General features: G+C 71.6%; 19 protein-coding genes and 1 tRNA gene. 10 read left to right on the forward strand and 10 right to left on the reverse strand.

The window, feature by feature from the left end:
- Positions 1-24 precede the first annotated feature (24 nt).
- From ACZ49J_RS31070 to ACZ49J_RS31080, 3 genes are all read right to left on the reverse strand, one after another.
- Complete coding sequence (locus ACZ49J_RS31070; RefSeq protein WP_467453733.1) at positions 25-936, reverse strand: hypothetical protein; 912 nt, start codon at positions 934-936, stop codon at positions 25-27.
- Between the two features lie 189 nt (positions 937-1,125).
- Positions 1,126-2,523, reverse strand: coding sequence for a GntP family permease (locus ACZ49J_RS31075; protein ID WP_467453732.1), 1,398 nt, complete (start codon positions 2,521-2,523; stop codon positions 1,126-1,128).
- A 188-nt stretch (positions 2,524-2,711) separates the two neighbouring features.
- Positions 2,712-3,230 (reverse strand): gluconokinase, encoded by a 519-nt coding sequence (locus ACZ49J_RS31080; RefSeq protein ID WP_467453730.1) that lies wholly within the window; start codon positions 3,228-3,230, stop codon positions 2,712-2,714.
- A gap of 183 nt (positions 3,231-3,413) precedes the next feature.
- Between ACZ49J_RS31080 and ACZ49J_RS31085 the strand changes: the two genes are divergently transcribed.
- Positions 3,414-4,136 carry a FadR/GntR family transcriptional regulator gene (locus ACZ49J_RS31085; protein WP_467453729.1) on the forward strand — a complete coding sequence of 241 codons (723 nt, stop codon included), beginning with the start codon at positions 3,414-3,416 and terminating at the stop codon, positions 4,134-4,136.
- 60 nt (positions 4,137-4,196) lie between these two features.
- On the opposite strand, the gene ACZ49J_RS31090 is transcribed toward ACZ49J_RS31085, so the two are convergent.
- The 3 genes from ACZ49J_RS31090 to ACZ49J_RS31100 form a co-directional block, all read right to left on the reverse strand.
- Positions 4,197-4,619, reverse strand: a complete 423-nt coding sequence (locus ACZ49J_RS31090) for a YchJ family protein (RefSeq protein WP_467453728.1) — start codon at positions 4,617-4,619, stop codon at positions 4,197-4,199.
- A gap of 90 nt (positions 4,620-4,709) precedes the next feature.
- Positions 4,710-5,315: a class I SAM-dependent methyltransferase gene (locus ACZ49J_RS31095; protein WP_467453727.1), complete on the reverse strand. Its 606-nt coding sequence runs from the start codon at positions 5,313-5,315 to the stop codon at positions 4,710-4,712.
- A gap of 151 nt (positions 5,316-5,466) precedes the next feature.
- A tRNA-Leu gene (locus ACZ49J_RS31100) sits at positions 5,467-5,554 on the reverse strand.
- Positions 5,555-5,765: 211 nt separating this feature from the next.
- Between ACZ49J_RS31100 and ACZ49J_RS31105 the strand changes: the two genes are divergently transcribed.
- From ACZ49J_RS31105 to ACZ49J_RS31115, 3 genes are all read left to right on the forward strand, one after another.
- Complete coding sequence (locus ACZ49J_RS31105) at positions 5,766-7,091, forward strand: M20/M25/M40 family metallo-hydrolase (RefSeq protein ID WP_467453725.1); 1,326 nt, start codon at positions 5,766-5,768, stop codon at positions 7,089-7,091.
- A 136-nt stretch (positions 7,092-7,227) separates the two neighbouring features.
- Positions 7,228-7,461: a chaplin ChpH gene (gene chpH / locus ACZ49J_RS31110; RefSeq protein ID WP_467453724.1), complete on the forward strand. Its 234-nt coding sequence runs from the start codon at positions 7,228-7,230 to the stop codon at positions 7,459-7,461.
- 136 nt (positions 7,462-7,597) lie between these two features.
- A complete protein-coding gene (locus ACZ49J_RS31115; protein ID WP_467453723.1) occupies positions 7,598-8,443 on the forward strand; it encodes a chaplin family protein in 846 nt (281 codons plus the stop codon).
- A 99-nt stretch (positions 8,444-8,542) separates the two neighbouring features.
- Here the strand turns inward: ACZ49J_RS31115 and ACZ49J_RS31120 are convergent, their stop codons facing one another.
- Positions 8,543-8,731 (reverse strand): DUF5703 family protein, encoded by a 189-nt coding sequence (locus tag ACZ49J_RS31120; protein ID WP_005485166.1) that lies wholly within the window; start codon positions 8,729-8,731, stop codon positions 8,543-8,545.
- 47 nt (positions 8,732-8,778) lie between these two features.
- Here ACZ49J_RS31120 and ACZ49J_RS31125 point away from each other — a divergent pair, with 47 nt between their 5' ends.
- Entirely contained in the window at positions 8,779-9,465 is a 687-nt protein-coding gene (locus ACZ49J_RS31125) for a hypothetical protein (RefSeq protein WP_467453722.1), read from the forward strand.
- Positions 9,466-9,558: 93 nt separating this feature from the next.
- Here ACZ49J_RS31125 and ACZ49J_RS31130 read toward each other — a convergent pair whose 3' ends face one another.
- Together ACZ49J_RS31130 and ACZ49J_RS31135 are read right to left on the reverse strand one after the other, a co-directional pair.
- Positions 9,559-11,772 carry a helix-hairpin-helix domain-containing protein gene (locus ACZ49J_RS31130; RefSeq protein ID WP_467453721.1) on the reverse strand — a complete coding sequence of 738 codons (2,214 nt, stop codon included), beginning with the start codon at positions 11,770-11,772 and terminating at the stop codon, positions 9,559-9,561.
- Positions 11,769-12,752 carry an aldo/keto reductase gene (locus ACZ49J_RS31135; protein ID WP_467453720.1) on the reverse strand — a complete coding sequence of 328 codons (984 nt, stop codon included), beginning with the start codon at positions 12,750-12,752 and terminating at the stop codon, positions 11,769-11,771. The genes ACZ49J_RS31130 and ACZ49J_RS31135 overlap by 4 nt, the downstream gene beginning before the upstream one ends.
- Positions 12,753-13,380: 628 nt before the next feature.
- On the opposite strand from ACZ49J_RS31135, the gene ACZ49J_RS31140 reads away from it, so the two are divergent.
- Entirely contained in the window at positions 13,381-14,436 is a 1,056-nt protein-coding gene (locus ACZ49J_RS31140; RefSeq protein ID WP_467453719.1) for an LLM class F420-dependent oxidoreductase, read from the forward strand.
- Between the two features lie 326 nt (positions 14,437-14,762).
- A complete protein-coding gene (locus ACZ49J_RS31145) occupies positions 14,763-15,551 on the forward strand; it encodes a ferritin-like domain-containing protein (RefSeq protein ID WP_467453718.1) in 789 nt (262 codons plus the stop codon).
- A gap of 87 nt (positions 15,552-15,638) precedes the next feature.
- On the opposite strand, the gene corA is transcribed toward ACZ49J_RS31145, so the two are convergent.
- A complete protein-coding gene (gene corA, locus ACZ49J_RS31150; RefSeq protein ID WP_467453717.1) occupies positions 15,639-16,634 on the reverse strand; it encodes a magnesium/cobalt transporter CorA in 996 nt (331 codons plus the stop codon).
- A gap of 92 nt (positions 16,635-16,726) precedes the next feature.
- Between corA and ACZ49J_RS31155 the strand changes: the two genes are divergently transcribed.
- From ACZ49J_RS31155 to ACZ49J_RS31165, 3 genes are all read left to right on the forward strand, one after another.
- The gene (locus ACZ49J_RS31155) at positions 16,727-17,413 is read left to right on the forward strand and encodes a histidine phosphatase family protein (protein WP_467453716.1); all 687 of its coding nucleotides are present in this window, start codon (positions 16,727-16,729) and stop codon (positions 17,411-17,413) included.
- 100 nt (positions 17,414-17,513) lie between these two features.
- Complete coding sequence (locus ACZ49J_RS31160; RefSeq protein ID WP_467453715.1) at positions 17,514-18,104, forward strand: DUF3090 domain-containing protein; 591 nt, start codon at positions 17,514-17,516, stop codon at positions 18,102-18,104.
- Complete coding sequence (locus ACZ49J_RS31165) at positions 18,068-18,886, forward strand: SCO1664 family protein (protein WP_467453713.1); 819 nt, start codon at positions 18,068-18,070, stop codon at positions 18,884-18,886. The genes ACZ49J_RS31160 and ACZ49J_RS31165 overlap by 37 nt, the downstream gene beginning before the upstream one ends.
- Positions 18,887-18,944: the final 58 nt, after the last annotated feature.

Genomic DNA, 18,944 nt, shown 5'->3' on the forward strand with positions numbered 1-18,944 from the left:
ACGTGCCACGTGTACCTGTGCGGTTCAGGCCCGGCGCAGGCGCACCGGCACCGTCTCGTTGACGGTCACCGGCTGGGCGTAGTCGGGGTCTGTCGCGGAGGCGTGGCCCTCGACCTCGACGAGACCGCGCTGGAAGGGGACGGATCCGGTGGGCACCGCTGTTCCCGTCCACGCCGCGGGCGCGCCCGGGACGCAGGACACCGACGTGGTGAAGGAGCCCCGGATGAGGTTCTGGTTCTTCACCTGCGTGACGTCGCCCCACACCTCGACGCGCACCGGCTTGTTGCAGGTCACCGTCCCGTGGAAGGTGGCCTTTCCGTTCAGTGCGCTCGCGGTCCCCTCCAGCGCCACGTCGAGGTCGAGGCCGAGCTCGGCCGGCGGGGCGGGGTTGGTGATGTGGACCTCACCGCGTGCGGCGGTGCTGCCGCCCTCACAGTGCTGCACGAAGGAGGCGTCGAGCTTCTTCACGTATCCCTGGGGGCCGAACTCCACCGCGGAGATGGTGAACTCGCCGGTGAGCGTGTTGCAGCCGCGCCCGTTGCCGCTGAGCGACAGACCCGGCTCGGTCGGCTCGTTGAACGGATGGCGGGTGGCTCCGGTGTACGTCCCCGGCGCGAGGGTCTTCCCGGACGGAGCCGCGAGGTCCAGGGACCACCAGTCACCGTTCACCCCGTCGACCGAGAAGGAGATCACGTTGCCGTCGTTGGCGGCGGAGATGTTCATGCGGTCGTCGGACGCGGTCGAGTAGGCGTAGGACCGGCCGCCGCTGACCCAGTCGCCCTCGTCGCCGCTGAAGCTGAAGGAGCCCTCGCTGACAGGCAGGGCGTGCGCCTCGGCGTCCGGCAGGAGGCCGGTCGACCCCGTGGCCATGGCCAGGGCCAGGGCGAGGATCGCCGTGGCCCTGGCCAGGACGCGTCTGGGCGTGCTGAGTTTCATGGATGTTCCCCCTCGGCAGTTGGTGTGCCCGTCGCCGACGTGGGTCTTGCCGTCGGCGGGGCGAGTCTGCCAACCAGGGAGAAGAGGCGACAACAGTGTTTCAGGAGTCATGAGTTGGGGTTTCGGCCAACCTCCATGACGGCCTCGGCGGCGTCATCGCCGTGTATCGCCGTGTGTGTCGCCGTGTGTCTAGAGCACGAGGGACAACAGCAGCACCACGGCTCCCGCGACCACCGAGATGATCGTCTCCATGACGGACCACGTCTTGACGGTCTGGCCGACGCTCAGGCCGAAGTACTCCTTGACCAGCCAGAAACCGGCGTCGTTGACGTGACTGAAGAACAGCGAGCCGGCGCCGATGGCGAGGACCAGCAGGGCGGCGTGGGTCGTCGACATGTCGGCTGCGAGCGGGGCGACGAGGCCGGCCGCCGAGACCGTGGCCACGGTCGCCGAGCCGGTCGCCAGCCGGATCGCGACCGCGATCAGCCAGGCCAGCAGGAGGGCGGGGATCGACCAGTCCTCGGAGATCTCCAGGATCATCCGGCCGACACCGCAGTCGATCAGGGTCTGCTTGAAGCCGCCGCCCGCGCCGACGATGAGGAGGATGCCCGCGATCGGGGCCAGTGACTTCTCGACGACCTCCGTCAGGCGGCCCTTGGTGAACCCGGCCGGGCGGCCCAGCGTGAAGATGCCCACGAGGACGGCCGCGAGCATCGCGATCAGCGGGGAGCCGATGACGTCGAAGACGCGCTGGACGCCGTTCTCCGGGTCGTCGACGACGATGTCCACGAGGGCCTTGGCCAGCATCAGCACGACCGGCAGCAGCACGGTGACGAGCGTCGCGCCGAAGCCCGGACGGCGCTTGAGGTCTTCGGAGGCGCGGGGCGGCAGCATCCGCTCGGGGACCGGCACGTCCACCCAGCGGGCCGCGTACCGCGAGAACAGCGGGCCGGCTATGACCACCGTGGGTATCGCCACCAGCACACCGAGGGCGAGGGTCACGCCGAGGTCGGCCTTGACCGCGTCGATGGCCACCAGCGGGCCGGGGTGCGGCGGTACCAGACCGTGCATCACGGACAGGCCCGCGAGCGCCGGGATGCCGATCCGCATCAGGGAGTAGTTGCCGCGCTTGGCGACCATCAGGACGACGGGGATCAGCAGCACGATGCCGACCTCGAAGAACAGCGGCAGACCGATCACCGAGGCGATCAGCACCATCGCCCAGGGCATCGAGCGGCCACCGGCCTTCTCCAGGATCGTGTCGACGACCTGATCGGCGCCGCCCGAGTCGGCGAGCAGCTTGCCGAGGATCGCGCCGAGGGCGATGAGGACGCCCACGCCCGCGACCGTGGAGCCGAGGCCGGCACTGAAGCTGGTGATGACCTTGTCCAGCGGTGCCCCGGCGAAGGCGCCGAGCGCCAGTGAGCCGATGGTCAGGGACAGGAAGGCGTGCAGCTTGAACTTGGTGATGAGCACGACGATGACGGCGATGCCCGCCAGCACGGCTATGCCCAGTTGCGCGTGGCCCGCCGAGGTGATCGGTTCGGGGGCGTCCGCCGCCAGCATCTCGACGCTGAGTCTGGTCACGGTGAATCCCTTGTGTGGAGGGGGAGTTGGGGGAGGGGTGGGCGCGTGGGTCCACTGTTCGGGGACCGGGTGGTCCCCCGCGGAGGAAAGGACAGGTGGGACTGCTCGGGACGGGCGGGCGGGCGCGCCCGGGACGACGGGCAGCGTGCTCCGGAGAACAAGTGGCCCGCCCGGCAGGACGGTTGGGCTTAAGCGGACGGACCGTCGAGTTCCCCGAGCGCGGACGCGGCCCGCTCGGTGATCTCCTCGGGAGTGCCCGAGACGTCGACCGCGACACCCGCCTCGTCCGGACCGAGCGGCTGGAGCGTGGCGAACTGCGAGTCCAGCAACGCCGTGGGCATGAAGTGCCCCTGACGACGCGTCATCCGTTCTTCGACGAGCTCACGGTCGCCGGTGAGGTGCACGAAGACCAGCCCGGGTGCCGCCGCCCGCAGCCGGTCCCGGTAACTCCGCTTCAGCGCCGAGCAGCTGACCACCCCGCCGAGCCCCGCGCGTCCGTCGGCCCACGCGCCGATGGCGTCCAGCCACGGCCACCGGTCCCCGTCGTCCAGCGGGACCCCGGCCGACATCTTGGCGATGTTGGCCTCGGGATGGAAGTCGTCGCCCTCGGCATAGGGGACGCCGAGCCGGGCCGCGAGCAGGGGACCGATCGTGGTCTTGCCGGTTCCTGCCACACCCATGACCACGACGACGTGGGGGGAACGCATCTCTACCTCACTGTCCTCATCGACATCCGACGGCGAGCGAAGGCCCTACGGCGGTCGCGCGACGTCGTCCGACGCCACCTGGCGCCGACCACACTGAAACCCATTAGGTACGACGAATTCAAGAGCCCGTCACAGATAAGTCTGACTTTTTGTCGCGGCGGATCTCCTCGTACCCTGATCCCCATGACCACACCGGGCCGGGGGCTGCACGGCCGAGTACTGGAGACCCTCGGCCCGGCGATCACCGCGGGCGAGTACCCGCCCGGCAGTGTGCTGCGCACCGACGAGCTGGCCCAGCGCTTCGAGGTGTCGCGCTCGGTGATGCGCGAGGCGGTCCGCGTCCTGGAGTCGATGCATCTCGTCGAGTCCCGCCGCCGGGTCGGTGTGACGGTCCGCCCGCCCGCCGAGTGGAACGTCTACGACCCCCAGGTCATCCGCTGGCGGCTGGCCGGCGCCGACCGCCCGCGCCAGCTTCGCTCACTCACCGTGCTGCGCTCAGCGATCGAACCGGTCGCCGCGGGGCTCGCCGCGCGGAACGCCACGGCCGAGCAGTGCGCCGAACTCACCGAGTGCGCCATCGGGATGGTGGCCAACTCGCGCGGCCACAAGCTGGAGGAGTACCTCGTCCACGACATGGCCTTCCACCGTGTGATCCTCAACGCCTCCGGCAACGAGATGTTCGCCCGCCTCGGCGACGTGGTCGCGGAGGTCCTCGCGGGGCGCACCCACCACGAGGTCATGTTCGAGGATCCCGACCCCGAGGCCGTCACCCTGCACGTGCGGCTCGCCGAGGCCGTCCGCGAGGGCGACGCGGACCGTGCCGAGCGACTCACCCGCGAGATCACGATCGGCGCCCTCCAGGAACTGGACATCCTGGCACCGGGCGGCCGGCCGGCGGGGCCCTGACCGTTACCGGGTGAAGCCCTTATTACTGGACGAACTCTCCGTTACTGAACGAACTCTCCGTTACTGGATGAACTCCCCGTCCACGTACACCCACGCCCCGTCGACCCGCTCGAACCGGCTGCGCTCGTGCAGCGCGCCGCCCCGGTAGGAGGCGCGGAAGGTCACGGTCCCCGTCGAGTGGAACGCCGAGCCGTCGGTCGTCCCCAGCACCTCCAGGCCGGTCCAGCTGAGCCCCGGCTCGAAGTCCACCCGCGCCGGCCGTGTTCGCGGATGCCACGTGTGCAGCAGGTACCGCTCGTCCCGCTTCACGAACGCGCTGTAGCGGGACCGCATCAGCGCCTCGGCGGTGGGCGCCGCCACCCCGCCCGCATGGAATCGGCCACAGCACTTCTCGTACGTCTCCGCAAGACCGCAAGGGCAGGAGGGATCGTGCGCGGTGGCCGGGGAGTGCCTGCGCCGGGACTGCGGGGTGCGTCGGGACATGGGTGCCATTCTGCTGCAACACCGCCTGTACGAGATCCGCCTCCCGTACCCCGAGTTGATCGGACGCTTGCTCGCGCCCGGCACATGACCTCACCGGCGGTGGACGCTGACGGCATAGCCCCCGCCGTCGTAAGGGTCGGCGTCCCAGGTGGCGAAGCGGTCGACGAGGGTGAGGCCGGCCAGGGCACAGCAGTCGTCGTACTCCGGCAGGGTGATGCCGGGTGGCACCGGCAGGTGGGCCTCGTCCAGGCCGAAGCCGGCGACCAGCAGACCGCCCGGGCGCAGGGCCGCGGCCAGGCGCTCGACCACCGCTGCCTCGGTGCCGGCGGCGAGCAGCGGGAAGATGTTGCCTGCCGCGACCACGAGATCGAAGTCCGCGGCGATGCCGAACCGGGCCGGGTCGAACGCGGCCAGATCACCCTGGAACCACGGCAGTCCCGGCGCCTGCTCCCGCGCCACCGCGAGCATCGACGCGTCAAGATCCACCCCGACGCAGTCGTACCCGAGCTCCGCGAGCCGGATCATGACCCGCCCGGTCCCGCACCCGGCGTCCAGTACCCGCGCGCCGGCAGGCACGAGCCGCGCACAGAACCGCGCCTCGCCGTGCACGTCCTTCCCGCTGCCGGCCAGCGCCGCGAACCGTGCGGCGTAGTCCTGTCCGGAGGTCCCTCCGGTCAACTCCTCCCAACGGCTCATGGTGGCAAGCATAGGCCGCCCATCGAGGCGCTTGGCGTGGCGCGTTCGGCCGACCCGTCTTGCCGGGCGCCGCCGGCGACGGAGCGGGAGGGCGATGTACACCGGGAGCAACACGATGCGGGCCGGGAGAACTCCCGACCCGCATCCTGTGTGGTGTCCGAGGGGGGACTTGAACCCCCACGCCCGATAAAGGGCACTAGCACCTCAAGCTAGCGCGTCTGCCATTCCGCCACCCGGACAAGGTGTCTGTCGTGCGGGGTTTCCCCGCGGCGACAGAAGAAACATTACCAGGCTTTGGAGGGCCCCTGATCACACGCCGTCCCCGCGTGAACGGCGTGTGTCGGGCGCGGCCCGGTCTTGGGGCGGGCGGGGGCGCGGAGAGAGGATGAGGCAGATACACCGGCAGATACACCGGCAGGTGGACCGGCAGTGACAGCGGGAGGAAGCAGCGTGAGCGAGACGGACACGACCAGGCACGTCACCGGCGAGGACGAGGTCGTGGACCTCTGCCGAGAGCTGATCCAGATCGACACCAGCAACTACGGCGACCACTCGGGCCCGGGTGAGCGCAAGGCCGCCGAGTACGTGGCCGAGAAGCTCGCCGAGGTGGGACTCGACCCGCAGATCTTCGAGTCGCACCCGGGCCGGGCCTCCACGGTCGCCCGCATCGAGGGCGAGGACCCGTCCCGGCCCGCGCTCCTCATCCACGGCCACACCGACGTCGTACCGGCCAACGCCGACGACTGGACCCACCACCCCTTCTCCGGCGAGATCGCCGACGGGTGCGTGTGGGGGCGCGGCGCCGTCGACATGAAGGACATGGACGCCATGACGCTGGCGGTCGTCCGCGACCGGCTGCGCGGCGGGCGCAAGCCCCCGCGGGACATCGTGCTGGCGTTCCTCGCCGACGAGGAGGCGGGCGGTACGTACGGCGCCAAGCACCTCGTCCAGCAGCACCCCGACCTCTTCGAGGGCGTGACCGAGGCGATCGGCGAGGTCGGCGGCTTCTCCTTCACCGTGAACGAGAAGCTGCGCCTGTACCTGGTGGAGACGGCCCAGAAGGGCATGCACTGGATGCGGCTCACCGTGGACGGCACGGCGGGACACGGCTCGATGACCAACACCGACAACGCCATCACCGAACTGTGCGAGGCCGTCGGCCGGCTGGGCCGCCACACCTGGCCGGTGCGGGTCACCAAGACCGTGCGGTCGTTCCTCGACGAACTCTCGGACGCGCTCGGCACCGAACTCGACCCCGAGAACATGGACGAGACCCTCGCCAAGCTCGGCGGCATCGCCAAGATGGTCGGTGCCACGCTCAGGAACTCCGCCGCGCCCACCATGCTCGGCGCCGGGTACAAGGTCAACGTCATCCCGGGGCAGGCGACCGCGCACGTCGACGGTCGTTTCCTGCCCGGCCACGAGGAGGAGTTCCTCGCCGACCTCGACCGGATCCTCGGCCCGCGGGTGAAGCGGGAGGACGTGCACGCGGACAAGGCCCTGGAGACCGACTTCGACGGCAAGCTCGTCGACGCCATGCAGAGCGCGCTGGGCGCCGAGGACCCCATCGCCCGTGCGGTGCCCTACATGCTCTCCGGTGGCACCGACGCCAAGTCCTTCGACGACCTCGGCATCCGCTGCTTCGGCTTCGCTCCGCTGAAGCTGCCGCCGGAGCTGGACTTCGCCGGCATGTTCCACGGCGTCGACGAGCGGGTGCCCGTGGACGGACTGAAGTTCGGGGTGCGCGTGCTCGACCGTTTCATCGACGCGTCCTGACCCGATATTCGCCAACGTGTGCGGAGATCGACCGGGACGGGTGAATGCGACCATAAGCTCGTAGCTCGATTACATCCTCCTCGTTACAGGTGATGTGACTCGCTACTTGGAGTCGCTTTGCCAACAAGGAGGAATAATGATCAAGAAGGTCGTCGCTGCTGCCGCTGCCACGGGCGGTCTGGTTCTCGCGGGTGCGGGCATGGCGGTTGCCGACTCGGGTGCCCAGGGTGCCGCCATCGGTTCCCCGGGTGTGCTGTCGGGCAACGTCGTCCAGGCGCCCGTTCACGTCCCGGTGAACGTGTGCGGCAACACGATCTCGGTGATCGGGCTGCTGAACCCCGCCTTCGGCAACACCTGCATCAACAAGTGACGTTGGGCCTCACCCCGTGAGGCGCCTCACCCCATGAGGGTTGAGTCCGTCGGCCCCGGAGTGCGAGCCATGCACTCCGGGGCCGACGGGTCTTCCCGCAAGGTACAAGACAAGGTCGAAGGCAGGGAATTCAGCAATGCGACAGGTCACCCGCAAGGGCCTGATGACCGTGGCCGCCGCGACGGGCGTCATCGCCGCGACCGGCGGCTACGCGAGCGCCCACTCCGGAGCCCAGGGCTCCGCCACCAACTCGCCCGGCGTGCTGTCGGGCAACTCGGTACAGGCGCCGGTGCACGTCCCGGTCAACGTCTGCGGCAACACGGTGAACGTCGTGGGGGCGCTCAACCCGGCGGTGGGCAACAAGTGCGCCAACCAGGGTGGCGGCAGCGGCTCGCACAACGGCGGCGGCCACGGCGGCGGCTCGCAGAGCGGGTCCGGCAGCGGGGCGCACGCCGACGGGGACGCCACCGGGTCGCCCGGCGTGGCCTCCGGCAACAACGTCCAGGCACCGGTGCACGTGCCCGTCAACGTCTGCGGCAACAACGTGAACGTCATCGGCATCGGCAACACGTCGACGGGCAACGACTGCGGCAACGGCTCGGGCGGCGGAGGTCACCACACGCCTCCGGGCGGCGGCCACGGGAACCCGCCCGGCAAGCCGGGGAACCCGGGCAACCCCGGACACCCGGGCAACCCCGAGCAGCCTGGCAAGCCGGGCGAGCCCAACACCCCGGGTAATCCCGGCAACCCGGGTGGTGGGACCCCGGGTGGTGGGACCCCGGGTGGTGGGACCCCGGGCGGTGAGAACCTGGGCGGCGGCCACGAGAACAAGCCGGGCACGCAGACCATCACCCAGCCCCAGGGCGTCGACCAACTCGCCCAGACCGGCAGTGAACTGCCGCTCGGCCTCGCGCTGCCCATGGGCGCGGGCGCGATCATCGGCGGTGCCCTGCTCTACCGCAAGGCGCGGGCGACCTCATAGCGCACGCACCGCAGGAGGACGCCTCGTTTCCCCTGCGGTGTGCCCCCAACGGAGCGGGCCCCGCCGAGGCGGGGCCCGCTCCGGCTCAGTCGTCCGTCCTCACCACGTCGCGCGCACCTGGCGGATGATCCGCCGTCGCAACCGCACCCTGCGGCTGCCGTCGCGCAGCAGGCTGAGGCGATCCAGCTCCCAGTGACCGTACTCGGCATGGTCCGTCAGCAGACGTGTGGCGTCCTTGCGGGACACCCCGCGCGGTACGTACACGTCGACAAATTCGTATTCCGGCATCGCATCTATTGTGCGGGCAGAGGCCCTGTACGGATAGCGTCTGCACTATGTCTGATGCTGCGCAGCCCACCGCTGCCGAGGTACGCGCCGCCGCCGAGGCGGTCAAGACCGCGCTCGACCGCCACCTGGCCGCGGTCGAGCGGAGGACGGGTGAGGACGACCCGGCCGTCTACGAGGCGTTCAACGAGCTGGCCGCGGCCGCCGAGGAGTACGACGAACTCCTCTACGACCGCTACGACGAGGTCACGCCCTTCGAGATCCCCGGCACGGTGCCGCCCTACACCGGGCCGGAGCCGGACGCCATCAGCGTACTGATCCGCAGGGATTACACCGTGGTGGAACCCCAGCGGCTGGTGGCACAGGCGCAGCGCGTGGAAGCCGTGGAGGAGGACCGGAACGGAGTCGGCGATTCCGACGACTCCCTCGACACGGCCCATGCCCTGGACATCATCTTCGGCGAGTTCGAGGCCGACGAGATCGCCTCGCGGCACAAGGAGTTCGGGCTGGAGGAGGGCGACTCCACGCTCTGGGTGACGGCTCTGGACACGCAGCCCGAGCCCGGCGAATGGCTGGAGGCCCCCTTCGAACAGCCCGACGAGGACCGGGTCATCTGCCGCTTCGACGCCAGCACCAGCTTCGAAGAGGACGCCGACGACGACCTGGACGACGACCTCGTCCCTGAACCCGACCTGGACGACGACGAGGACCTGGAGCCGCTGGACGCCGACCGCTGAGCCCTGCCGGCCACGGCGATGAGCACGACGGGCCGACGGTCACCCGGCATCGGGTGACCGCCGCCCCACTGCGGTGAGGGCCCTCGTGGGCGCTCAACCGGCCGCCGGGACCTGTGCCGTGAGCAGGGCGGGCAGCCGGGTCGTACGGGGCTTGGCGGGAACCTCGGCAACGGCCCGGGGGAGCGCCTGCTCCGCGCCGTGCACCACGGACAGGTGGCGCTCGGCCCGGCCGAAGGCCGTGTAGACCCAGGGCCGGGTCAGCGCCTGGGCGGCGTCACCGGGCAGCACGACCACCGTGGCCGGCCACCGCTGCCCCACCGCCTGGTGCGCGGTCATCGCCCACCCGTGCCGCACGGACTGCTCCACCCGCTCCTTCGGTACGACGACGGGGACGCCCGCGCACTCCAGGTGCAGCCCGTCGGCGTCGGCCTTCACGACGTGGCCCGGCACCGTACGGCCCGGCGCGGGGGAGTAGGCGACGCGGTCACCGGGGTCGAAACCGCCGAAGCGGCCCGGGCCGGGGTTCAGCCGCTCCTTCAGCGCCGCGTTGAGCGCGCGGGTACCGGCCGCGCCGCCGTGACCCGGCGTGATCACCTGGGTCTGCTCGGCCGGGACCCCGATCGCCCGCGGCACCGAGTCCGCGACGAGCTGCACGGTCCGGTGCACCGCCTCGCCGGCGTCCCGCACCGGCACGATCACGACCTCCTTGCCGGGCGCGTCCACCTGGTTCAGCTCGCCGATCCCGATCCCGGAGACCAGCTCGCCGAGAGGGCCGGGGTCGGGCGTGCGCGAGGCGACCTGGGGGCACACCCGGGAGGCGAGCAGATCCGCGAAGACCCGTCCCGGTCCGGCGGACCACAGCACCCCCGGATCGCCGCTGAGCACCAGCCGCGCCCCGTCCGGCAGCGACTCGGCGACCACCGCCGCGGCCTCGACGTCGAGCTGCGGGGCGTCGAGCACCACGAGGAGATCGAGAGCGAGTGCCCCGTCCACGTCCCGCCCCGGACCTTCGGCACCGGACAGGAGGCCGGCCAGGGTGACCACGGCCGAGAAGGCGTCCTCAGGGGCGGCCTCCTCGGCCGCGTCGGCGAGCAGCGCCGCGAACCTGCGCCGTCCGTCCGGGGTGTGAGCGGCCGCGTACGCGCGCAGGCCGAGCGCGCGCCCGGCGGCGACCAGGGCCGCGGGCTCCGCGCGGGACGCCTCGCCGCCGGTGTGCAGGACCAGACCGTGCCCGGCGACCGCGCCGATCAGCTCCGCCGCGGAGCGCGTGGCCGCCGAGGCGGCCCGCTCCCAGTCGGCGGCCGAACCGTCCTCCTTGGGCACCGAGTTGATCACCCGGGCCAGTCCGTCGGCGAGGCTCTCCTCCGCGAGGGCGTACCGTTCCAGGCCGAGCAGCACGCGGACCGGGCGTTCCTCCGCGTCCTCGTCCTCGCTCTCGGCCTGCCGGGCCGGGGGAGCGTCGTCGAGGGCGTCCTGGAAGCCCAGGGCCTCGCCCTCCGCGATGGTGCTCCGCACCGCCGCCTCCGGGTCCGGCACCGAGCGCTGGGCGAGCGCGGCGGTCAGTGTCGGCATATCCAGGGCCGTGTGCCCGGCGAGCGCCGCCTGTTCCAGCAGCCACACGGTGACCGCACGGGCCCGCCGCTCGTCGTCGGGGCCGCACTCCGCGCCGAGCAGGGCCCGTGCGAAGCCGTCCGCCTGCTCGGGCCGCACGCCGGGAACCCGCAGCAACTGCCAGGGGTCCGCGCGCAGTTCACCCTCCGCGCCCTCGCCGAGCACGGCGGCGGCGTGCGGTGCGAGGCTCTCCGGGGCACCGCCCGCGGTCAGCACGGCGCGCACGGCCTCGACCGTCTCGCGGGCGGGAGCCACGGGTCCCGCGGGGGCCGCGGCTGGCGTGGGCGGCGTGGGCGGCGTGGGTGGTGCGGGCTGGGGGCGCCGCACCGGCTCGGCGGCGGGCTCGCGCGGTGCGGGCTCCGGCGCACTGAACACCGGGGAGGGTTTCTGGCCGCTCTCCACGGCCCGCACGGCCGCGAGGAGGTCGGCCGCCTTGCCGCTGAGTTTGGCCCCGCTCTCGACCGGAGCCGTCTTCTCGGCCTTGCGCCGCTCGATCCGCTCCCGCTCCACCCGCTGAGCCGCCAACTCGGCTTCGGCCTCGGACCGATCGGGCGCCGCGGTGTCCTCTCCGGCCCCGGCGCCCGCCTCGGGCGCGTCCGTGCCGCTCGCGGCGGCAGCCGGGCCGCCCCCGGGTGCGTCCCCGTCGCCCGGGTGCCCCGGCTCGGGCGTCTCCGTGGTCTCGGGCTCCGTGCTCACAGCGTGCTCCAGTCGTGATCGGGATAGCGGTGCAGGGGCGCCGACACGTCGTCGAGAGCCCGGCAGATCTCGTCAGGAAGAGTAAGGGTCTCCACTGACAACGCCGCCGTGAGCTGCTGCGCGTTGCGCGCGCCGACGATCGGGGCGGCCACACCGGGGCGGTCGCGGACCCAGGCGAGGGCCACCTGGAGCGGGCTCGTGGCGAGACCGTCCGCGGCTGTCTGCACCGCGTCCACGATGCTGCTCGCCGTCTCGTCGAGGTACGGCGCGACGAAGGGGGCCAGGTGCTCCGAGGCACCCCGCGAGTCGGCGGGCGTGGAGGTGCGGTACTTGCCCGTGAGGACGCCGCGGCCGAGCGGTGAGGACGGCAGCAGGCCGACGCCCAGGTCCAGGGCCGCGGGGAGCACCTCACGCTCCACGCCGCGCTGGAGCAGCGAGTACTCCATCTGCGTACTGGCCAGACGGGTGCGCGTGCCCGGGGCCGCGAGCTGCCATGTGGCGGCCTTGGCGAGCTGCCAGCCGCAGAAGTTGGACACTCCCGCGTACCGCGCCCGCCCGCTGCTGACCGCGAGATCGAGCGCCTGGAGCGTCTCCTCCAGCGGGGTGCCGGTGTCGTAGGCGTGGACGTGCCACAGGTCCACGTAGTCCGTGCCGAGGCGGGCCAGGGAGGCGTCGAGCGCCGAGAGCAGATGGCCGCGTGAGCCGTCGAAGCGTCGGTCGGGGTCCGGCACGCTGCCCGCCTTGGTCGAGATGACCAGGTCGCGGCGTGGCACGAGCCCTTCCATGAGCTGTCCGAGCAGGTACTCGGACTCGCCGTCCCCGTACACGTCCGCCGTGTCGACGAGGGTGCCGCCCGCCTCCCAGAACACCTTCAGCATGTCCGCGGCGTCGTGCTCGTCCGTGTCACGTCCCCAGGTCAGGGTGCCGAGCCCGATCCGGGACACACGCAGGCCGGTACGGCCGAGATGCCTCTGCTCCATGAACGCGACACTACTGTCCGGAACTGGCGGCGTGGGAAGCCTGTGGACAACCGATTCCCGCAGGCCCGCCGCCGGGGGTTTCCTCGCCCCCGCCGCCCCTACCCGTCCCATCCCTGGGGGCTGCGCCCCCAGACCCCCGCTGTCGGCCTTCGGCCTCGTCCTCAAACGCCGGACGGGCTGGAAATCCAGCCCCTTGGGGGCACCTCCCAGCGGTAGCCGGGGGAGTTTGAGGATCGGGGGCCCGGGGGCCCGGCCCCCGAACGGCGTCCGGGGCGGACCCCCGAAAGGACGGGCGTCCGGGGCGGACCCCCGAGGACGGGGGTCCGGGGGCCGGCCCCGAAACGGGGGTTCGGGGCGGAGCCCCGAAAGGACGGGGGCCGGGGCGCACCCCCGAGGACGGGGGTTCGGGGCCGGCCCCGAAACGGGCGTTCGGGGCGGAGCCCCGAAAGGACGGGCCGGGGGCCGCACCCCCCGACGAACCCGTCCCCAGGGGGCTCCGCCCCTTGGCCGGGGGCGAAGGGGCGGAGCCCCTGGATGGGACGGGTAGGGGCGGCGGGGGCGAAGAAAACCCACCCCCGCGCTAATGTCGACGCCACAACGCACGTTACTGATCGGTAAGGGGAAGGCCATGCAGCTCGGGATCAACCTCGGCTACTGGGGCGCCGGAATGGACGCGGACAATCTCGCCGTGGCCCAGGAGGCCGACAGGCTCGGCTACGCCGTGTGCTGGGCCGCCGAGGCCTACGGCTCGGACGCGGCCACCGTACTCACCTGGGTCGCCGCCCAGACCACCCGCATCGACGTCGGCTCGGCCATCTTCCAGATCCCGGCCCGCCAGCCCGCGATGACCGCGATGACGGCCGCCACCCTCGACTCGCTCTCCGGCGGCCGCTTCCGCCTCGGCCTCGGCGTCTCGGGCCCCCAGGTCTCCGAGGGCTGGTACGGGGTCAAGTTCGACAAGCCCCTCGCCCGCACCCGCGAGTACGTCGAGATCATCCGCAAGGCGATGACCCGCGAGCGGCTCTCCTACGAGGGCGAGCACTGGACCCTCCCGCTGCCCGGCGGCCCCGGCAAGCCGATCAAGCTCACCGTGCACCCCCAGCGCGAGCACATCCCGCTCTACATCGCCGCCATCGGCCCGAAGAACCTCGAGCAGACCGGTGAGATCGCCGACGGGGCGCTCCTCATCTTCCCCTCCGCCGCCCACCTCGAGGACACCGCGATCAAGTACCTGAGGGCCGGGCGAGAGAAGGCCGGCAGGACCCTCGAAGGATTCGACATCTGCCCGACACTCCCCCTCGCCGTCGGCGACGACAAGGACGTGGCCACCCTCGCCGACACCTTCCGCCCCTACACCGCGCTGTACGTCGGCGGCATGGGCAGCCGCAAGCAGAACTTCTACAACCAGCTCGCCCAGCGCATGGGCTACGAGAAGGAGGCCGCCGAGATCCAGGACAAGTACCTGTCCGGCGACAAGCAGGGCGCCGCGGCGGCGATCCCGCACGAGCTGATCGACCAGACCACGCTCCTCGGCTCCGTCGACCGCATCGCCGACCGCATGAAGGCCTACGCGGAGGCCGGGGTCACCACCCTCACGCTGGCACCCGCGGGCTTCACGCTGGAGGAGAGGGTCGCTTCGCTCCGGGCCGGCTCCGAGGCACTGGAGCGCGCCGGGCTCGCGTGACGGACGGGAGCTCTTCCGCGGCCGTGGTGGGGGCTCGGGGGTCTTCCCCGCCACGGCCGTCGCCGGGCACAACGCCTCACCGCACCCCTTGGTTACGCGCCCACGGTCCGCTCGGCCACGCGCCCACGGTCCGCTCGGCCACGCGCCGCCGCCCGGCGAACACCATGATCGCGCGCCGGTCACCCACCATCGGGTCGAACGACTGTGCGTGTCTCTCGGGCCCCTCTCGTCCACCGTTCGGCGGATTAGTCCGACACAGGTGTTGCCGCACCCCTGTTGCCGCATTTGACTCGTTCTTTGCGGAACCCTGCAGAGAGGTGCCTCAGATGCTTTCGGCCAAGAGTCTGTTCCAGGAGATCCTCGACAACGACGAGTCGTTCCGGCTGTTCTGCTCCATCGCCGCCAGTGGGGAGTCGCAGGGAGGCTGGGAGAACGCCCGCATCGCCGCGCTCGTCCCGCAGAGCGAGCGCGCCCTCGCACCCAAGATCACCCGCCACGGCGCCGACGAGGACAAGCACGGGCGCATCTTCAACGCCCTCATGAAGAAGCGCGGCCTCGAACCCGTGGAGGTCCCGCCCGCCACCGACTACACCATGATCCTGGAGCGCAACGGCATCGGTCTGCCCCACGAGAAGCTGAGGAGCGACCAGCCCCTCACCGTCCAGGACATCGTCACCTACCTCGCCCACAGCAGGGTCACCGAACAGCGCGCCTCCGAGGAGATGGAACTCCTGCGCAAGCACTTCGCCGACCACCCCGACATCGGGCGCGCCGTCAGGATGATCTCCAACGACGAGGACAACCACCTCGCCTACTGCCACGAGGAACTGCTGCGCTTCGCCGCGGCGGGCCACGGCCGCCTGATCCAGCGGACCCTGCGCGAGTGCGCCCTCGCGGAGATCCGTATCTACCGTGATGTCAGCCTCGCCGTGATGGCCGGCATGGGCCGCATCCTCGGCTGGTCCAGGCCCAAGGCCGCCGTCCTCGCCGTCGGCATCCACGCCGTCTACCTGTACGAGAGGCTCGGCGGCTGGCGCCGCATGGTCTCCCTGAGGATGCCCGAACGCCGCGACGCCCTCGGCGGACCGGCCGGCGCGGAACCCGAGTTCGCATAACGAACCGGCCGGCACGCGCGCGTGGACCACGAAAAACGGCCACGCGCGCGTACCCAGCAGCAACCACCCCGGCCTCACGGCCGGCGGCTACAACCAGCCCCGCCGCTTGAACAGCCCGTACAGCAGCACCTCCAGCACGGCCATCACCGCGATCAGCGCCGGATAGAACCACGCCCAGCGCAGCTCCGGCATGTGCTCGAAGTTCATGCCGTAGATCCCCGCGAGCATCGTCGGAACGGCGGCCATCGCCGCCCACGACGAGATCTTCCGCATGTCGTCGTTCTGCCGGACGCCCGTCTGGGCGAGATGGGCCGACAGGACGTCCGAGACCAGCCGGTCCAGACCCTCCACCGACTCGTTCACGCGCGTGAGATGGTCGCTCACGTCACGGAAGAAGGGCTGCGCCCGGTCGTCCACGAAGGGCACGGCCGTGCTCGACAGGCCCGTGCCGGCGAGCCGTGACAGCGGGAGGGCGAGGGGGACCGTGGCCCGGCGGAACTCCAGGACCTGCCGCTTGAACCCGTAGATCCGGGACGCGGTGTGCCGCGAGCTGCCGATGTCCGGCGAGAAGACCTCCGCCTCCAGCTCCTCCAGATCGGTCTGCAACTCGGTCGCGACATCCAGGTAGTGGTCGACCGTGGCGTCCATGAGCGCGTACAGCACGGACGTGGGCCCCTTGCCGAGCATGTCGGGCTCGTCCTCCAGCCGGCGGCGTACGACTCCGAGGGGAGAGCCCTCGCCGTGCCGTACGGTCACCACGAACCCGTCCCCGAGGAAGACCATGACCTCGCCGGTGGAGACGGTGTCCCCGGCCGGCTCGTACACGACCGGCTTCAGGACCAGGAACAGCGAGTCCTCGTACACCTCCAGCTTGGGCCGCTGATGCGCCTTCAGGGCGTCCTCCACCGCCAGCGGGTGCAGCCCGAACTCCTGGGTCACCAGGTCGAACTCGTTCTCTGACGGCTCGTGCAGCCCGATCCACACGAAGCCGTCCGCGGCCCGCGCGGCCGCGAGGGCGTCGGACAGGTCCTCAGGGCCCTGGGTACGGCGCCCGTCGCGGTAGACAGCACAGTCCACGATCACAGAGCACGTCCTTCCGTCGTCGGCCCGGGAGCGCACCACGGGTGCCCACAACACCCCAGGGGTACGCGGGCGACCCGTTTAGGCTGGGCGGCATGCCCACGCTGATCCTTGTCCGGCACGGACGGTCCACCGCCAACACCTCGGGGGTGCTCGCCGGGTGGACGCCCGGCGTCGCCCTGGACGAACGCGGAGCCGCGCAGGCCGCCGCGCTGCCCGGCCGCCTCGCCGGGCTGCCGATCTCCGAGGTGGTCACCAGCCCGCTGCAGCGCTGCCAGGAGACCATCCGGCCGCTCCTCGACGCCCGCCCGGAACTCAGCCCGCACACCGACGAGCGGATCGGCGAGGCCCACTACGGCGACTGGTCCGGGCGCAAACTCGCCGAGCTGGGGGACGAGCCGCTCATGGAGGTCGTCCAGGCGCATCCGTCGGCGGCCGCGTTCCCCGGCGGCGAGTCGATGCGGGCGATGCAGGACCGGGCCGTGGCGGCCGTACGCGAGTGGAACGCGCGCGTGGAGCGCGATCACGGTGCCGACGCCGTCTACGTCATGTGCTCGCACGGCGACATCATCAAGTCCCTCGTGGCGGACGCGCTCGGACTCCATCTCGACCTCTTCCAGCGGATCTCCGTGGAACCGTGTTCCATCACCGCGATCCGCTACACCCGCCTGCGGCCGTTTCTCGTTCGCCTCGGCGACACGGGGGATTTCGCGTCCCTTGCCCCCCGGGAGGAGCCGCAGGGCCCTGACGCTCCGGTCGGGGGCGATGCGGGCGCACCGTGATCGTCAACCGCAGTAGGGTGAAGCGGTCGCAGCGGTACAGCACGTGTCAGCGTCCAGCCGCCGCGGCCGGTCCCACCGTCGATTCCAATGGAGACAGGACGTGTCCCGTCAGGTGTTCCTCTACGACCCCCCGGACCGCTTCGTGGCCGGTACGGTCGGGCTGCCCGGGCGTCGTACCTTCTTCCTGCAGGCCTCGTCAGGGCAGCGCGTCACCAGCGTCGCCCTGGAGAAGACCCAGGTCGCGGCGCTCGCCGAGCGCATGGACGAGTTGCTCGACGAGGTGGTGCGGCGCAGTGGGGGCAGCGCCTCCGTCCCGGCCGTGGCCCCCAGCGAGATCTCCGACACGGCTCCCCTGGAGACGCCGATCGAGGAGGAGTTCCGGGTCGGCACCATGGCGCTGGCCTGGGACGGTGACGAGCAGCGCATGATCGTCGAGGCGCAGGCCCTCGTGGAGCTGGACGCCGACTCCGAGGAGGACCTGGCCGAGGCCGAGGAAAGGCTGCTCCAGGACGAGGAGAACGGTCCGCCGATGCTCCGTGTCCGCCTCACCGGCGCGCAGGCCCGTGCCTTCGCCAAGCGCGCCCTCGACGTCGTCAACGCGGGACGCCCGCCGTGCCCGCTGTGCAGCCTGCCGCTCGACCCGGAGGGACACGTATGTCCGCGCCAGAACGGATACCGTCGCGGAGAGTGACGTCCGCCGAGCTGCTCGCCGAGGGCGAGCTGACCGTGCGCGGCCGCATCCGTGAGGCGTCCAACGCGGCGCTGTACTGCACGGTGACGTACGAGGGGCGGGAAGCCGCCTGCATCTACAAGCCCGTCGCCGGCGAGAGGCCCCTGTGGGACTTCCCCGACGGGACGCTCGCCCAGCGCGAGGTCGCGGCGTACGAGGTCTCCGAGGCGACCGGCTGGGGCCTCGTGCCGCCCACCGTGCTGCGCGAAGGGCCGTACGGCGAGGGCATGTGCCAGCTGTGGATCGAGGGACAGCCGGGCGCCGAGCTCCTGGCCCTGGTCGACGGCGAGGAGCCCGGGGAGGGCTGGAAGGCGATCGGCTTCGCCGAGGTGGGGGACGGGAAGACGGCCCTCCTGGTGCACGCCGACGACGAACGGCTGCGGCGGCTCGCCGTCCTCGACGCGGTCATCAACAACGCCGACCGCAAGGGCGGCCACCTGCTGCCTGCCGGCGAGGGCCGCCTGTACGGCATCGACCACGGCGTCACCTTCAACACCGAGAACAAGCTGCGCACGCTGTTGTGGGGGTGGGCGGGGGAGCCGCTCACACCGGAGGCGCTCGACGTTCTCCGCCGGCTGCGGGACGGACTAGCGGACGGGGGAGAGCTGGCCGGCCGGCTGGGCGGGCTGATCACGGACGCGGAGCTCGACGCCACCCGCGCCCGGGTCGGTGCGCTTCTCACCACCGGCAAGCATCCCGAGCCGTCCGGGGACTGGCCGGCCATTCCATGGCCACCGGTATGACCACGTCCACCGTCCCCGGTCTCTCGCCGCCGGAGGGGCTGATATTTCAGCCCGCCCG

The organism is Streptomyces sp. NPDC030840, assembly GCF_055572015.1.

Bases quoted from the DNA above. Each gene is read 5' to 3' on its own strand.
- ACZ49J_RS31070 (WP_467453733.1), bottom strand. From the start codon at position 936: ATGAAACTCAGCACGCCCAGACGCGTCCTGGCCAGGGCCACGGCGATC.
- ACZ49J_RS31080 (WP_467453730.1), bottom strand. From the start codon at position 3,230: ATGCGTTCCCCCCACGTCGTCGTGGTCATGGGTGTGGCAGGAACCGGC.
- ACZ49J_RS31085 (WP_467453729.1), top strand. From the start codon at position 3,414: ATGACCACACCGGGCCGGGGGCTGCACGGCCGAGTACTGGAGACCCTC.
- ACZ49J_RS31090 (WP_467453728.1), bottom strand. From the start codon at position 4,619: ATGTCCCGACGCACCCCGCAGTCCCGGCGCAGGCACTCCCCGGCCACC.
- ACZ49J_RS31095 (WP_467453727.1), bottom strand. From the start codon at position 5,315: ATGAGCCGTTGGGAGGAGTTGACCGGAGGGACCTCCGGACAGGACTAC.
- chpH (WP_467453724.1), top strand. From the start codon at position 7,228: ATGATCAAGAAGGTCGTCGCTGCTGCCGCTGCCACGGGCGGTCTGGTT.
- ACZ49J_RS31115 (WP_467453723.1), top strand. From the start codon at position 7,598: ATGCGACAGGTCACCCGCAAGGGCCTGATGACCGTGGCCGCCGCGACG.
- ACZ49J_RS31120 (WP_005485166.1), bottom strand. From the start codon at position 8,731: ATGCCGGAATACGAATTTGTCGACGTGTACGTACCGCGCGGGGTGTCC.
- ACZ49J_RS31125 (WP_467453722.1), top strand. From the start codon at position 8,779: ATGTCTGATGCTGCGCAGCCCACCGCTGCCGAGGTACGCGCCGCCGCC.
- ACZ49J_RS31135 (WP_467453720.1), bottom strand. From the start codon at position 12,752: ATGGAGCAGAGGCATCTCGGCCGTACCGGCCTGCGTGTGTCCCGGATC.
- ACZ49J_RS31140 (WP_467453719.1), top strand. From the start codon at position 13,381: ATGCAGCTCGGGATCAACCTCGGCTACTGGGGCGCCGGAATGGACGCG.
- ACZ49J_RS31145 (WP_467453718.1), top strand. From the start codon at position 14,763: ATGCTTTCGGCCAAGAGTCTGTTCCAGGAGATCCTCGACAACGACGAG.
- ACZ49J_RS31155 (WP_467453716.1), top strand. From the start codon at position 16,727: ATGCCCACGCTGATCCTTGTCCGGCACGGACGGTCCACCGCCAACACC.
- ACZ49J_RS31165 (WP_467453713.1), top strand. From the start codon at position 18,068: ATGTCCGCGCCAGAACGGATACCGTCGCGGAGAGTGACGTCCGCCGAG.